This window comes from Lentzea sp. NBC_00516, assembly GCF_036346835.1.
Taxonomy (GTDB): domain Bacteria; phylum Actinomycetota; class Actinomycetes; order Mycobacteriales; family Pseudonocardiaceae; genus Lentzea; species Lentzea sokolovensis.
Map to the genome: position 1 here is coordinate 3267260 of NZ_CP107840.1, position 13760 is coordinate 3281019.

17 protein-coding genes are annotated in these 13760 nt (G+C 68.5%); 7 read left to right on the forward strand and 10 right to left on the reverse strand.

All coding sequences use genetic code 11. The features are described 5' to 3' along the window. Window positions 1-22: 22 nt before the first annotated feature. Window positions 23-670, reverse strand: a complete 648-nt coding sequence (locus tag OG205_RS14585; RefSeq protein WP_330276773.1) for a response regulator transcription factor — start codon at window positions 668-670, stop codon at window positions 23-25. After that, window positions 667-1929, reverse strand: a complete 1263-nt coding sequence (locus OG205_RS14590) for a sensor histidine kinase (protein ID WP_330276774.1) — start codon at window positions 1927-1929, stop codon at window positions 667-669. The genes OG205_RS14585 and OG205_RS14590 overlap by 4 nt, the downstream gene beginning before the upstream one ends. 227 nt (window positions 1930-2156) lie before the next feature. Here OG205_RS14590 and OG205_RS14595 point away from each other — a divergent pair, with 227 nt between their 5' ends. Then, the gene (locus OG205_RS14595; RefSeq protein WP_330278165.1) at window positions 2157-3317 is read left to right on the forward strand and encodes an ABC transporter substrate-binding protein; all 1161 of its coding nucleotides are present in this window, start codon (window positions 2157-2159) and stop codon (window positions 3315-3317) included. 14 nt (window positions 3318-3331) lie between these two features. Then, a complete protein-coding gene (locus OG205_RS14600; protein WP_330276775.1) occupies window positions 3332-4084 on the forward strand; it encodes an MBL fold metallo-hydrolase in 753 nt (250 codons plus the stop codon). Here the strand turns inward: OG205_RS14600 and OG205_RS14605 are convergent. From OG205_RS14605 to OG205_RS14615, 3 genes are read right to left on the reverse strand one after another with little or no spacing between them, the layout of a single operon-like run. After that, entirely contained in the window at window positions 4071-4493 is a 423-nt protein-coding gene (locus OG205_RS14605) for a VOC family protein (protein ID WP_330276776.1), read from the reverse strand. The two genes, OG205_RS14600 and OG205_RS14605, sit on opposite strands and share 14 nt — an antisense overlap. Before the next feature lie 10 nt (window positions 4494-4503). Next, complete coding sequence (locus tag OG205_RS14610) at window positions 4504-4947, reverse strand: helix-turn-helix transcriptional regulator (protein WP_442916821.1); 444 nt, start codon at window positions 4945-4947, stop codon at window positions 4504-4506. A 39-nt stretch (window positions 4948-4986) separates the two neighbouring features. Beyond that, window positions 4987-7245 (reverse strand): glycosyl hydrolase family 18 protein, encoded by a 2259-nt coding sequence (locus OG205_RS14615; protein WP_330276777.1) that lies wholly within the window; start codon window positions 7243-7245, stop codon window positions 4987-4989. Window positions 7246-7426: 181 nt separating this feature from the next. Here OG205_RS14615 and OG205_RS14620 point away from each other — a divergent pair, with 181 nt between their 5' ends. Beyond that, a complete protein-coding gene (locus OG205_RS14620; protein ID WP_330276778.1) occupies window positions 7427-7873 on the forward strand; it encodes a hypothetical protein in 447 nt (148 codons plus the stop codon). Between the two features lie 41 nt (window positions 7874-7914). Here the strand turns inward: OG205_RS14620 and OG205_RS14625 are convergent, their stop codons facing one another. Continuing rightward, entirely contained in the window at window positions 7915-8367 is a 453-nt protein-coding gene (locus OG205_RS14625) for a DUF4396 domain-containing protein (protein ID WP_330276779.1), read from the reverse strand. 80 nt (window positions 8368-8447) lie between these two features. Between OG205_RS14625 and OG205_RS14630 the strand changes: the two genes are divergently transcribed. Beyond that, window positions 8448-8774 carry a hypothetical protein gene (locus tag OG205_RS14630; RefSeq protein WP_330276780.1) on the forward strand — a complete coding sequence of 109 codons (327 nt, stop codon included), beginning with the start codon at window positions 8448-8450 and terminating at the stop codon, window positions 8772-8774. Between the two features lie 52 nt (window positions 8775-8826). Beyond that, window positions 8827-9333: a DUF305 domain-containing protein gene (locus OG205_RS14635; RefSeq protein WP_330276781.1), complete on the forward strand. Its 507-nt coding sequence runs from the start codon at window positions 8827-8829 to the stop codon at window positions 9331-9333. Here OG205_RS14635 and OG205_RS14640 read toward each other — a convergent pair. From OG205_RS14640 to OG205_RS14655, 4 genes are read right to left on the reverse strand one after another with little or no spacing between them, the layout of a single operon-like run. Then, a complete protein-coding gene (locus OG205_RS14640; protein ID WP_330276782.1) occupies window positions 9330-10325 on the reverse strand; it encodes a YdcF family protein in 996 nt (331 codons plus the stop codon). The genes OG205_RS14635 and OG205_RS14640 overlap by 4 nt on opposite strands. A 22-nt stretch (window positions 10326-10347) precedes the next feature. Next, window positions 10348-10515, reverse strand: a complete 168-nt coding sequence (locus OG205_RS14645) for a hypothetical protein (RefSeq protein ID WP_177320962.1) — start codon at window positions 10513-10515, stop codon at window positions 10348-10350. Window positions 10516-10531: 16 nt separating this feature from the next. Further along, window positions 10532-10684, reverse strand: a complete 153-nt coding sequence (locus OG205_RS14650; protein WP_330276783.1) for a hypothetical protein — start codon at window positions 10682-10684, stop codon at window positions 10532-10534. Window positions 10685-10718: 34 nt separating this feature from the next. Next, window positions 10719-11444, reverse strand: coding sequence for an aminoglycoside phosphotransferase family protein (locus OG205_RS14655; protein ID WP_330276784.1), 726 nt, complete (start codon window positions 11442-11444; stop codon window positions 10719-10721). A gap of 35 nt (window positions 11445-11479) precedes the next feature. Here OG205_RS14655 and OG205_RS14660 point away from each other — a divergent pair, with 35 nt between their 5' ends. Both OG205_RS14660 and OG205_RS14665 read left to right on the forward strand, forming a co-directional pair. Then, window positions 11480-12241, forward strand: a complete 762-nt coding sequence (locus OG205_RS14660) for an IclR family transcriptional regulator (RefSeq protein WP_330276785.1) — start codon at window positions 11480-11482, stop codon at window positions 12239-12241. A 30-nt stretch (window positions 12242-12271) separates the two neighbouring features. Further along, window positions 12272-13717: an aldehyde dehydrogenase family protein gene (locus OG205_RS14665; protein WP_330276786.1), complete on the forward strand. Its 1446-nt coding sequence runs from the start codon at window positions 12272-12274 to the stop codon at window positions 13715-13717. The last annotated feature ends 43 nt before the right edge of the window (window positions 13718-13760 follow it).

Below are 13760 nucleotides of genomic sequence, written 5' to 3' on the forward strand. Positions count from 1 at the left end.
ACAGTATGAGTTCCAGACAGCTCTAGCCGCCAGGCGTGACGATCCCTCTCTCGTAGGCGAACACCACGGCGTGCGTGCGGTCGCGCAGACCAAGCTTGGTCAGAACACGGGAGACGTGCGTCTTCACGGTGGTCTCCCCCAGGAACAACGTCGCGGCGATCTCCGCGTTGGACGCGCCCTTGGCCAGTTCCACCAGCACCTCGAACTCGCGGTCGGTGAGCTCCGGCGGCCGCGCGCGTTCCCTCGGGGCAGTGCTGAAGCGAGCGATCACGCGTCGTGTCACCTCGGGCGAGAGCAACGCGTCCCCACGCGCGACGACCCGCACGGACTCCACGAGGTCTTCCGGCGAAGCGTTCTTCAGCAGGAACCCGCTCGCGCCCGCCTGCAGCGCCTCGAAGAGGTAGTCCTCGCGGTCGAACGTGGTCAGGATGACGACTCGGGTGCCGTGACCTGCGGAAAGGATGTGGCGGGTGGCTTCGAGGCCGTCCATGCGCGGCATCTGGACGTCCATCAGCACCACGTCGGGGCGCAGCGAGGCGACGAGTTCCACGGCCTGGGCGCCGTCGCCCGCCTCGCCCACGACCTCGATGCCGGGCTCGGTGCCGAGGATGACCCGGAATCCGGCACGGACCAGGTCCTGGTCGTCGGCCAGCACGACTCGCAAACTCACGCCTTCTCCTCCAACACGGTCGGCAGCGACGCACGGACCAGATAGCCCGCGTCACGCCGTGGTCCTACTTCCAGCGAACCGCCGTGCACGGCAAGACGTTCGCGCATACCGACGAGCCCGAATCCCGCGTTCGTGGACACGGCACGGCCACGGCCGTCGTCGGCGATCTCCAGTTCCAGAGCGCTGTCCAGGAACCGCATCCGTACGTCGACGTGCTGTGCGTCGGCGTGCTTCACCACGTTCGTGAGTGCTTCCTGCACGACGCGATACGCCGACAACGCGACACCGGGTGGCACGTCGCGAGGTGAGCCGTACACGCCGTGCGAGACATCGAGGCCGGCCGCGCGGGCGCTGTCGAACAGTTCCGGCAGATCGTCCAGGCCTGGCGCGGCCTTCAGGTCGGTCTCGGCATCCGCCCGCAGCACGCCCAGCAGGCCGCGCAGTTCGCTGATCGCGGTGCGGGCGGTCTGCTCGACGGTCTGCAGGGCGTCGCGGGCAAGGACGGGATCGGAGTCGAGGACACGACGTGCGGCACCTGCCTGGATGCCCATCACGGACACGTGGTGCGCCACGACGTCGTGCAGGTCGCGCGCGATGCGCATGCGTTCGGCCGCGATGGCGCCGCGGGTGTTCTGCTCCTGCGAGCGGCGCAGTTCCTCCGCCTGGAACTCCAGCTGGGCCCGTCGCCTGGCTCCCGACCAGGCCATCTCCCCCACCACGTAGGCGAGCATGAAGAAGAAGATGTTGAACTCCAGTCCGTAGAGGACGGAGGCGAGCACCGGGTCCATCGGCCCGGCGGCGTCCTTGAAGTCGCCCTTGGGGCCGAGCAGGGACCGCACGAGGTTGAACCCGAGCCACAGGAACATCGCGCCGATCACGCCGATGCGGGACCAGCGCGCGAAACGGCGGTTCTGCTCCCACGCGCCGACGGTGTAGATCGCGAGGAACAGGATCGCGGAGGGCACCAGGGTGTCGCCGGCGCGGTTCACCTGCGCGGCGATGAACAGCGCTGACACCACGAGCATGACGGCCAGCGGGTAGCGGCGGCGCACGACCAGCGGCACCGACAACGCGAGCACCCAGGCGAGCTGCGCGAGCAGACCGGGCGGATCCCGGAAGACGTAGGCGCCCATGCTGTTGACCAGCGTGGTGACCTCGACGGCGCACAGCAGCACGATCACGGCGATGCCGATGTCGCGCCGCCGTTGCGCGGGCGTCGGGCCTGGCCGCCGCCACTCGTTCCACACGGGCTCTTCCACCCGATCAAGGTACCCGGCACGCGTTTTGCATCGGTAGTCGAAGCAGTTCACCCCACCGGGGTGTTCCGGGCCACAAAATTGGACGACTCCCGGCCCGTTACCCAATACTGCGCCCCACCGCCGATTCATTTTCTTCTGCGACAAGGCCAGGAATGTCTATTCATCATCTATTCTTGTCCACTGCCCTCCTGCTGGCGGCGCTCACCGGCTGCACAGGGAATGACCAGATGAATCGGCCTGTCAGGACAGGCCCCGGTGTCACCGACGAGGCAATCTCACTCGGCGTTCTGACCGACATGACCGGTCCTTTCAAAGGGACCTCGGTTCTCCGGATTCGCGGATATGAACTTTATCTGGACCAGGTCAACAAACGCGGCGGCGTGTGCGGGCGGCGTGTCGAACTGAAGCAGAAGGACCACGCCTACGACGTTCAGAAGGCGCTGGACGGCTATTTCGAGCTCGAACCGCAGGTGCTGGGATTCATCGACGTGACCGGTCAGCCGATGACCGCGGCCATCGAGCCCGACCTGATGCAGACGCGGGCGCTCACCGTGCCCGGCTCGTGGGCGGCGTCCCTGCTGGGCAACCCGCACATGATGATCGTCGGCACCACCTACGACCTCGACATCATCAACGGCCTCGACCACTACAAGCGCAAGGGCGCGCTGAACGCCGGCGACATGATCGGTCACCTGCACCTCAGAGGCAGCTTCGGCGACAACGCGCTGGAGGGCAGCCGGTTCGTCGCGGAGAACTGGGACATGAAGATCTCGGAGCAGGCGGTCACCGAGACGACGGCGAACCTCACCACCCAGATCGCCGCGCTGAAGGCCGCCGACGCCAAGGTCCTGGTGCTCAGCCTGACACCGCCGCAGACCGCCGCGGCGGTGGGTATCTCCGCACAGCTCGGCTGGACCGTGCCGATCCTGTCGAGCGCGGTCAGCTACGACCCGGCGATCATGCAGTCACCGGTGGCGGCGGTGTTCGCCAAGCAGGTCCTGCTCACGGCACCGGTCGCGCCGTGGAGCGGCGAGGCACGGGGCGTCCGGGAACTGCGCGACGCCTATGAGCAGCGGTGGCCGGGCGAGCTGGGTTCGCTCAACACCGTGCACGGCTACACGGTCGCGATGGCGTACGCGGCGGTGCTGGAGAAGGCGTGCGAGAAGAAGGACCTCACGCGCGACGGCGTGCTGCGTGCGTTCCACGAGACCAACGCCATCGACACCTTGGGACTCACCGGCGAGCTGCGGTTCTCGTTGGTGGGACGGCCTTCCACGACGCAGTCGTACATGAGCAGACCGGACGCGGCCGTGCCCGGCACGCTGAAGGTCGAGCAGAACCTGTTCGAGTCGGAACTGGTGAAGCTCAAGGGAACGCGGGCCCGTTGATCTACGGTTGACCGATGGACCTCAGCCTGACCGTGCTCGGGTGCGCGACGCCGTACCCGAGCACGGACAACCCGTGTTCGGGCTATCTGGTGTCACACGGCGACACTCGCGTGTGGATGGACGCCGGCACCGGCACGCTCGGCCCGTTGCAGCGGCACACGCGGCTGGAGGACCTGGACGCGATCTGGATCTCGCACCTGCACGCCGACCACAGCGCGGACCTGCTCACCGCCTACTACGCCCTGCTGTTCGCGGACGTCTCACGCCCACCGGTCCCGCTGTACGGCCCGCCCGGCATCGCCGACCGCCTCGCAGGGTTCCTCACCAACGGGCCGGTGCGCAGCCCGATCGAGGACGCGTTCGCGATCACCGAACTGCACGACGGCCACCAGGCGACCGTCGGCTCGCTGCGGCTGACCACGGCGGCGGTCGAGCACGGCATCCCCGCGTTCGGCGTGCGCATCGAGGCGGAGGGCCGCTCGCTGACCTACTCCGGCGACACCGCGGCGTGCCAGAGCCTGGTCGAACTGGCTCGCGGCACCGACGTGCTGCTGTGCGAGGCCGAGAGCACCGAGAAGACGCCGGACATGGCCCACCACACGCCAGAAGACGCAGGTGAGACGGCGTCCCAGGCGGGCGCGGGACGGTTGGTCGTCACGCACGTGGGCCGCTTCCTGAGCCCTCAGGAAGCGGTCGCCCGTGCCTCGGCCCGGTACGCGGGGCAGGTCGACCACGCCGCGCCGGGCACCACGTTCACAGTTGGTTGACGCGGACCAGGTTGCCGGCCGGGTCGCGGAACGCGCAGTCCCGCACGCCCCACGGCTGGTCCTCGGGCTCCTGCAGCACCTCGCCCGCACCTGACTTCTCGACCCATGCGCGCGCACGGTCGAACGTGCCCTGCAGGTCCTTGGTGGCGAGCGAAAGTGCCGTGTAGACGCCCTTCGCCATGAGAACGGCGATCGTGCGGCGTTCCTCATCGCTCACGCCGGGGTCTGCGGCGGGCGGGTGCAGCACGATGCCGGTGTCGGGCTGGCCGGGTGGGCCGACGGTGATCCAGCGCATGGTGCCCTGGCCGACGTCCTGACGGACCTCGAAACCGAGCGCGTCGCGGAAGAAGCCGAGCGACTTCTCGGGGTCGTCTGCGGGCAGGAAGGCCGCGGCGATGATGACTGACATGCCGGTCAACCTAATCGGACGGACCGGTCGCCGCTTCTCGATTCCTGATCGGCCGCATCACGGCCTTGGCCAGGCAGTTCGGGATGCCCTGGCCGTCCTCACCGGCGACCTTCCTGTACTGGCTCGGAGACATGCCCACCAGTTCGGAGAAGCGGGTGCTGAACGTGCCGAGCGAGGTGCAGCCGACCTCGAAGCAGACGTCGGTGACGGACATGTCGCCCCGGCGCAGCAACGCCATGGCCCGCTCGATGCGGCGGGTCATCAGGTAGCTGTAGGGCGACTCGCCGAACGCCGCGCGGAACGCTCGCGACAGATGCCCCGCGGACAGGTGCACGCCGCGGGCCAGCGCCGCGACGTCCAGCGGTTGCCGGTACTCGCGGTCGATCCGGTCGCGGACCTTGCGGAGCAGGAGGAGTTCCTGCAGGCGCGGGTCTTGGGCGGTCACGATGAACAGCCTAAGCCCCGCGCCTGACAGTTTCCTGACTAGAACTGATTAACAGGCGCCCTGGTCACGCCAGACGCCCCACTCACCCGTGGTTCCGGGCTCCTCGTTCTGCGTCCACCACTGGGCCCGCCACTTGCGGCCCTTGTGCGACACGTCGTTGCCGCCGTTGTAGACCTTGCCGCTCTCCCACGCGGGCAGCGAGCAGGCCGGCGGGTTCGACGTGGTCGTCGTCGTGGTGGTCGTCGTCGTGGAGGTCGGCGGGTTGCCGCCACCGATGCGCGGGTAGTCCGCGGTGATCGCGTACGACTGGCCGCCGAACGTGAACACGAAGTTCGACGGCGTCGAGATCGGCAGCTGGTAGCTGACGGTCAGCTCGATCGACGCGCCCGGCGCGAGCGACTGCCACGACGGCAGGGTGAGTTCCGCCTTCTGGAAGTCGCCCTTCAGGCCGCCGACGTTGGACCCGCTGTGTCCCTTCGACACGATCTTCAGCCCGAAGCCGGACTGGTCGGCCATGCTGCCCGGCGCGCTGGTGCCGTAGTCGAACGCGATCTTCGTGCCACCGGGGATGGTGACGGTCGAGCGGTTCGTGAACTTGATCTTCGGCGTGATCGGGTAGTTGTTGTCGCCCAACGCGTAGCCGTAGATGTCCACGTCGACGGCCAGGGACTGCGTCTGCTGCGTCGCAGCCTTCTGGGCACCGTAAGGAGCGGCGCCGTTCAGGCCGGTGTTGATGGTCGACAGCAGCGTGTCACCCATGAAGTACTCGTTCTTCGCGGAGTCGAACCGGTAGTCGCCGGCGAGCTCCCAGATCATGATGCCGCCGAGGCCCTTGTCCTTGACGTACTTGGCCTTCTCCGCGATCGACTGCTCGGTCTCGGTGGAGAGGAACACCTTCTTGTCGTTGTTCCACAGCCACGGCGACTTCAGCGTCGAGTCGTAGTACGGCGCGTACGTGCCGGTGAGGCGGTCGGTCGGGTCGTTGACCGGGTCCAGGCCGTACTGCGAGGAGTACGAACCGGTGATCTTGGCTTCCAGGTTCTTGGTGTGCCACAACGGGTTCACACCGGACGGCACCTCGGCGCCACCCGCGGTGACGTCGTGCCAGATGTTGTCGATGCCGGCCGCGCCGTTGCCGCACGGCGTGGTCGAGCCGACCGACGAACCGGTGCCGGGCGGACATTGCGACTGGTTCGGCAGCGGAGCCTTGCCCCACAACCCGTTCGTGCCACCGGTGACGCCCTGCCAGCCGCGCGAGTAGAACGGCACTCCGATGTTGATGCGTCCGGCCTGCATGGCGCCGCGGTAGTAGTGGTACGACCAGTCGGTGTTCAGGTACCCCATGCCCTCGTACTGCGGTGCCGTGTACACGCCACCGGCCGAGAGCTCGCCGTCCTTGCCGTCGTCGTAGAGAGCGGCGTTCGGGCCGACGAACTGGTTCCACGAGCCGTGCAGGTCGTAGCTCATGACGTTGAGGTAGTCGAGGTACTTGGTGACCTGGTAAGCCTCCTGGCCGCGGAGCAGCCAGCCGGAGGCGGGCACGGCGGCGGTCAGCAGGTAGTGCTTGCCGTCGGCTGCACCGGCGCGGTCGAGCTTCTCGCGCAACGTCTTCATGATCTTCTCGTAGCCGGCCCACAGCGTGCCGCGGTTGGCGTTGGAGATCCAGAAGTCGTCCGGGTTGCCGGCGTGGTTGTTCGACGTCGCGTACTCGTAGTCGATGTCAGCGCCGTTGAAACCGTACTGACGCAGGAAGGCGACGGTGCTGTCCGCGAACGTGTCGATCGCGGCCTGGTTCTGGCCGAGTTTGTAGAAGCCGCCCGACGCGTTGCGGGTGCCGTCGGCGTTGAAGAAGCCGCCGGTCTCCGCCCAGCCGCCGACCGAGATCAGCGTCTTGACGTTCGGGTACTGCTTCTTGAACTTCGTGAGCTGGTTGAAGTGCCCCTTGTAGGGCAGCGACGGGTCCATCTCGGAGCCGGCGACGCCCGGCCACTCCATGCCGATGGACGAGTTGTTCGCGTCGTTCGCGCCGACCGAGATCTTGTTCTGGGCGTCGATGTGCGCGAACGCGTAGTTCAGGTGCGTGACCTTGTTCCAGGGGATGTCCTTCGCGAGGTACCCGGGCTGGCCGTTCTTGCCGGTCCGCCAGCTGGTGAAGTACCCGATGACACGTCTGGACTTGTCCCCCAGGTTCTCGCGGCCGGCGGTGTCGTAGACCGTGCAGTACGGCGATTCGACACCCGGCGTCTTGTACAGCCCGTCCGGCCGGCAGTCCTCGTGGGCTGCGGCTGCGGTGGGCGCGTTGGTCACGGCTATCACGGTCCCGGCTAGCAGAGCTAGCACCGGGACCACTCTGGCGAGCAGTCGCAAGGGAAAGGACCTCCTGGCTAGGGCGGCGGCCACTGGCAGGAACCGTAAAATGGTCCAGACCTTTGCGTCAATACTCGATCACTGACAAAAGGTGTCAGTGAATCGGTTTAGCGTCCTTTCCATGAGTGAGAACGATTTCAACTTCCTGCACGGCCGGTGGCGGGTGGCCAACCGCAAGATCGCCGACATCCTCGGCCGCGGGACCGAGTGGGTCGAGTTCGAGACGGAGGCCGAAGCCCGACCGCTTCTGGGCGGCGCGGCGATCATCGACAGCGTCTTCGCGGACGACTGGGAGGGCATGACCCTGCGCCAGTACGACCCTGCCGACGACGTCTGGCGCATCTGGTGGGCCTCCACCCGCGCTCCCGGGCACCTCGACCCGCCTCTGGAGGGTCGGTTCGACGACGGGCACGGGGTGTTCTTCGGCGACGACGTGGTCGGCGGGCACGCGGTGAAGGTGCGGTTCGACTGGACCGTGGGCACCGAGCCGGTCTGGCAGCAGCAGTTCTCCTACGACGGTGGCGAGACCTGGGAGACGAACTGGGTGATGGCGTTCAGCCGCGCCTGACCAAGAGGAAGGCCGGGGCATCCCGCCCCGGCCTTCTTCCGTCAGTGGTGGTGCTGGTGGACGACCGCGTGGCCCTTGCCGCGCGAGATCATCCAGCGGTTCACCGGCACCGTCACCACGAACGCGACGGCCAGCGAGAACACCAGCGCGGCCCAGAACACCCAGTTCGCGAGGCCGGCGTTCATCGCGCCGGGCACGAGCAGCATCACCGCGTTGTCGACGATCTCCATGACCGCGATCGACACGGTGTCCGCGGCCAACGCCACCCCGAGCGCCGCCTTGAACGTGAGGCCCGAGCGCAGCACCGGGCGGATCGTCAGCGAGTAGCCGAACACGAACGCGAGCACCACGGCCAGCACGACCGTGGCGAGGTTGCCCCAGCCCAGCGCCGTGCCGATGACCATGCCGAACACCTCGCCGATCGCGCAGCCGGTGAGGCAGTGCAGCGTCGCGGAGATCGCCTGCCTGGTCAGACTCGCGGGAGCGTGGTCCATCTCCTCCTCCTTCAGCGTCGCGCCGAACGGTACCCCTAGGGGGTATCCGTATCAAGCCATACCCCCGTAGGGTGTGTCACATGACGAGGCGCCGGCTCACCCAGTGGGTGTTGCTGTGCGCGCTCGTGTTCTCGGTCGTCGGTATGCACCATGTCGCAGCGGCGGAGACTCCGCACGCCGAGCACACGATGTCCCACCAGCAGGAACAGCCGCACGAGCACGACCTGCTGCACCTGTGCCTCGCGGTGCTGGTCGCCGTGGCCGTCGTGCTGCTGGGCTGGTTCCTGGTCCGGACGGCGCTCCCCCGGCTCGCGGCCCCTCCCGCCGAACCGCCGCTGAGCACCCCGCAACGTCCGCCACCGGGCGGAAGACAGCTCCTCACGACTCTCTGTGTGCTGCGGAACTGAGTTCATCAGTCCTTTCAGCACTGTCCACAAACGCAGAGAGAAGAAGAAAACCTTGAAGAAGTCCCTCATCGGGGCTGTCGTCGGCATGCTCATTTTGAGCGCCTGCGGCGGTCCCGCGAACACGGCTGCCGACGTCACGTTCGCGCAAGGCATGGTCCCCCACCACGAGCAGGCACTGGAGATGGCGAAACTCGTGCCGTCGCGCAGCGGCAACGACAAGGTCCGCTCCCTCGCCTCTCGCATCGAGAAGGCGCAGGACCCGGAGATCGCTCAGATGAACGAGTGGCTCCAGCAGTGGGATGCGGCCAAGCAGGACCACACAGGCCACGACACGGCCGGAATGATGAGCCACGACGACATGGCGAAGCTGGAGAAGTCCAGCGGCGCCGAGTTCGACCGGCTGTGGCTCGACATGATGATCAAGCACCACGAAGGTGCCGTCGAGATGGCGAGGACCGAACTGGCCCAGGGCAAGGACGAGGGCGCGAAGAAGCTCGCGCAGGCCATCGTCGACGGTCAGCAGCAGGAGATCACCGAGATGAAGGAACTCCTGGGCTAACCGATCTGGGTCAGCGCGAGCCCGCCAGCCATCAGCACGGCGCACGCCAGGCCGTGCACGACGGGGTTGCGGACCAGGAGCGCCACGAACTCCCGCAGGAACGCGCTCGGCACGAAGTACCAGGCCGTGGGCGCGCCGATGACCTGCAGCCGCAGGCCCTGCTTGCGGGAGAGCACGGCGGTGCGGAACACGTGGTAGTTGTTCGTGACCGCGACGACCCGGCCGTTGAGTCCTCGTTCGGCGAGCAAAGCCTTGCTGTAGCGCAGGTTCTCCTCGGTCGTGGTCGCCTGGTCCTCCATCACGATGTCGGCGTCGGGCACGCCGCGTTCGAGGAGGTACTCCCGCATGGCGAAGGCCTCGGAGACGTCCTCGTCCGAGCCCCGCCCGCCCGACACGACGAGCACGGGTGACCGGCCGGCCTCGCGGTCGCGGTGGTAGAGCCGCATCGCGCGGTCGAGCCGGTTCGCCAGCAGCTTCGGCACGCGGGACCCGATCAGGCCGGCGCCGAGCACCACGATGCCGTCGAACCCGTGGCGGCGACCCGTGCGGCCGTAGACCACCGAGTACAGCAGGAGGCTCACGAACAAGAACGCGATGTACCCCGACATCAGGAACAGGCCGATGGCGGTGCCGCGGATCCAGTCGTTGGGCTGGGCGATGCCCCAGAAGAAGTAGATCATCTCGCCGAGCAGGGCGAGGCCCGCGAGCAGCGACAGCAGGTTACCCAGCGACCTGCCCTCGCGGCGGACCATCACCAGGCCGTTGGCCAGCAACGCCAGTGGGAGCAGCAGCAGGCCGAGCACGGCCAGCATGAACGCGAGCAGCAGCGGCAGGCTCAGCACCGGGTTGTCCCGCCCGGCCTCCGCCAGCAACAGCAGCAGCATCAGGAGCGAGATGCCGAGCCACACGGCGTTGCTCAGCCTGCGGCGGTCACGCACCATCCCGATGACGAAGAAAAGAGCGGGGATGAGGAAGAGCAGGCCGGCTAGCACCGGCCAAGGGTAGTACCGGTGATCACTCGTCGCTCTCGGGCGCCGGAACCGGCTTCGGGCGCGGCCTCAAGCGCACCGCGCCCGCCGTCAGATCGAGAGGTCCGGTCTCCTCGTAGTCCTCACCGGTGCCCGCGTCCGTCGCCTCGCGGCGGACCTTGGGGCCCGGGAACAACTCGCCCAACTGTCCCATGCCCTCGACACTACCCTCAGAACAAGGCGATGAGCAGCACGATCACGGCGATCGCGACGACGATCGGAATCCACATCGCACCCTGCGGCCTGCGGTAGTGGCTGCGGACCGTGGTGCTGCGGAAGAAGCTGTACGGGGCGCTGCGGCGGTGGCGGCGAACCCAAGGCATGTCGTCCTCCTCGATCGTGGCTGTCTGCCTCCGGTTACCCGGTTATCAGCCGTTCGAGTACTCCAGCCAGCCCAATCTTCGTCATCTCGACGTCGCCGGTGTCGTTGCCGCGCAGAACCTCGTGCCAAGGCCCGAGCCGGTGCCAGAACAACGCCCGCTCACGCAGTTCCGGCGTGACCCCGTAGGTCTCGGCGAAGGCCTGGGCGAACTCGGGGGACGTGGAGTGCAGCGCCCACGCGAGATCGATCGCCGCGTCACCGATGTGCAGGTCACCGAAGTCGATCACGCCGGTCAGCACGCCGTCGCCGCCGAGCACGTGTTCGGTGCCGAGGTCGCCGTGCACCAGCGTGTCGGCGGGCAGGCCGTCGATCCCGGCCAGCAGCTCGTCGCCGCCGGGCACCCGCACCTCGGCCCGGAAGCGGTCGACGGGCAACGGCATCGGGCCGACCCCTCGTCGTTCCGCCTCCGCCACGGGCACCGCGTGCAGCGCCAGCAGGAACTCCCCCAGCTGCCGCCCCTGAGCCGCGTCGAACCGGGTCAGCTCCTCGCCCCGCACCAGCTCGTGCCGCACCACCAGCGGGTCCTCGGACACGATCTCCGGCACCGGGACGGGCAGCGGCAGCACGGGTGCGAGCCACGGCATCACCACCGTCTCGCGCACGAGCTGCGGCTCGATCTCGGGACGGTGCGGCCGTCGTTCCACCCAGCGCCCGCCGACCAGGAACGCGGTGGTGTCCCAGCCTTCACCGAGGTACGTCACGTGCCCAGTTCTACCGGAGCGTGCAGAATCCTCAGGTGGCCGCCACCGTCTCCTCCAAGCTGCTGTCGCTGCTCGGCACGTTCGACGGCCGGCATCGGCGGCAGACCCTGAGCAGCATCGCGCGGCGCTGCGGGTTGCCGATCAGCACCACGCACCGGCTGCTGGCCGAGCTCTCGGAGTGGGGCGCGGTGCGGCGGCTGGACTCGGGCGAGTACGTGATCGGGCGGCGGATCTGGCGGCTCGGGTTGCTCGCGGCCGGCGAGGTGGAGCTGAGCCGGGTCGCGGAGCCGTTCCTGCACGACATCCACGCGGCGACGCGGGCGGTGGTGCACCTGGCCGTGCGGGAGGGCGCCGAGGTGCTGTACCTCGATCGGGTGTCGGGGCACGCGTCGGTGCCGATCGTGAGCTCGACCGGCAGCCGGTTGCCGTTGCACTCCACGGGGGTCGGGAAGGTGTTGCTCGCGCACGCGCCCGCGGACATTCAGGAAGAGGTGCTCACGCACGGGCTGACGCGGATCACGGCGTTCACGGTCACGGAGCCCGGCCGGATGCGGGCGCAGCTGCACCGGATCCGGCGCGACGGGTACGCGCAGACGTTCGAGGAGATGACGCTCGGGGCGTGCAGCGTGGCGGTGCCGGTCGAGGTGGAGGGGCACGTCGTCGCGGCGCTCGGGATCGTGGTGCCGGACCTGCGCAACGTGCGGGCGCGACTGGTGGCGGCGTTGCAGGTGGCGGCACGGGGCATCGGCCGGATGCTGGAGCCCAGTTTCCACCCACCGGAAGCAGGACTTGGATGATCAGCCTGTCTGACGGTTGAATCGTCAACCGTGGCAAGCGACAAGCGTGAGCTCCTCATCGGCGGCGACAGCGTTCCCGCGCTGGACGGCCGCACCACCGACGACCTCAACCCCTTCACCGGCGAGGTGTACGCCGTTGTGGCGGCTGCCGGTCCCGCGGACGTCACGCGGGCCGTCGACGCTGCTCAGGTGGCCTTCCCGGAGTGGTCGGCGACGACACCGTCGGTGAAGCGCGGGATCCTGCTGCGGGCCGCGGACGAACTGGAGACCAGGACGGCCGAGGTCGTCGCGATCATGGCCGCCGAGGTCGGCGGTGTCGGCGGGTGGGCCGGGTTCAACGTCATGCTGGCGGCCAACATCCTGCGCGAGGCGGCCGCGGCCGTCACCCAGCCCATCGGCGAGGTGCTGACGACCGAGGTGCCCGGCCAGCTGTCGCTGGCGATGCGCGAACCGCTCGGCGTGGTCGCGGCGTTCGCGCCGTGGAACGCGCCGGTCATCCTGAGCGCGCGGGCCGTCGCGGCGCCGCTCGCAGCCGGGAACACCGTGGTGCTCAAGCCCAGTGAGGACGCGCCGATCGCGGCCGGGCTGTTCATCGCCGACGTGCTGCGCGAGGCCGGGTTGCCGGCGGGCGTGCTCAACGTCGTGACGAACGCTCCCGCCGACGCCGCCGCGGTCGCCGAGGCGTTGATCACCGACTCCCGTGTGCGCGCCGTGAACTTCACCGGTTCGACCGAGGTCGGCCGGATCGTCGGAACCCTTGCCGCGCAACACCTCAAGCCCGCCGTGCTGGAGCTCGGCGGCAAGAACTCGTTGCTGGTGCTCGACGACGCCGATCTCGACCACGCGGTCGACGCGGCGACGTTCGGCGCGTTCCACAACGCCGGCCAGATCTGCATGTCGGTCGACCGCATCCTGGTGCACCGGTCGGTCGCCGAGGAGTTCACCGCGAAGCTCGCCACCAAGGTCGGCTCGCTGCCCCACGGCGATCCCGCCGACCCCGGCACGGTGATCGGCCCGGTGATCAACCCGCGGTCCGCTTCCCGTGTCGCCGCGCTGGTGGCCGAGGCGGTCGAGGCCGGCGCCACCGTGCGCGCCGGTGGCAACGGGGGCGCGACCGTGCTCGACGGCGTGACTCCGTCCATGCGCGTCTTCCAGGAGGAGATCTTCGGCCCGGCGGTCGTCGTCGTTCCCGTCGAAGACGACGACGAGGCCGTGGCCATCGCGAACGACACCGAGCACGGTCTCACCGCGGGCATCCTGACCGAGGACTCGCGGCGCGGTCTCGCTCTCGCGCAACGGATCCGCACCGGCATCGTGCACGTCGGCAACCAGACGGTGGACGACGAGCCGCAGGCGCCGTTCGGTGGCGTGAAGTCCAGCGGCTACGGCAGGTTCGGCGGCCGGTGGGGCATCGAGGCGTTCTCCGCGACCCGCTGGGTCACCGTCGCCCGCGAGCACGGCCACTTTCCGTTCTAGGGCCTGTGTCGAGGTCTGGGTCGATGAGAGTCGCGCTTGAGGT

Bases quoted from the DNA above. Each gene is read 5' to 3' on its own strand.
- OG205_RS14595 (WP_330278165.1), top strand. From the start codon at position 2,157: ATGAATCGGCCTGTCAGGACAGGCCCCGGTGTCACCGACGAGGCAATC.
- OG205_RS14600 (WP_330276775.1), top strand. From the start codon at position 3,332: ATGGACCTCAGCCTGACCGTGCTCGGGTGCGCGACGCCGTACCCGAGC.
- OG205_RS14605 (WP_330276776.1), bottom strand. From the start codon at position 4,493: ATGTCAGTCATCATCGCCGCGGCCTTCCTGCCCGCAGACGACCCCGAG.
- OG205_RS14620 (WP_330276778.1), top strand. From the start codon at position 7,427: ATGAGTGAGAACGATTTCAACTTCCTGCACGGCCGGTGGCGGGTGGCC.
- OG205_RS14625 (WP_330276779.1), bottom strand. From the start codon at position 8,367: ATGGACCACGCTCCCGCGAGTCTGACCAGGCAGGCGATCTCCGCGACG.
- OG205_RS14630 (WP_330276780.1), top strand. From the start codon at position 8,448: ATGACGAGGCGCCGGCTCACCCAGTGGGTGTTGCTGTGCGCGCTCGTG.
- OG205_RS14645 (WP_177320962.1), bottom strand. From the start codon at position 10,515: ATGGGACAGTTGGGCGAGTTGTTCCCGGGCCCCAAGGTCCGCCGCGAG.
- OG205_RS14650 (WP_330276783.1), bottom strand. From the start codon at position 10,684: ATGCCTTGGGTTCGCCGCCACCGCCGCAGCGCCCCGTACAGCTTCTTC.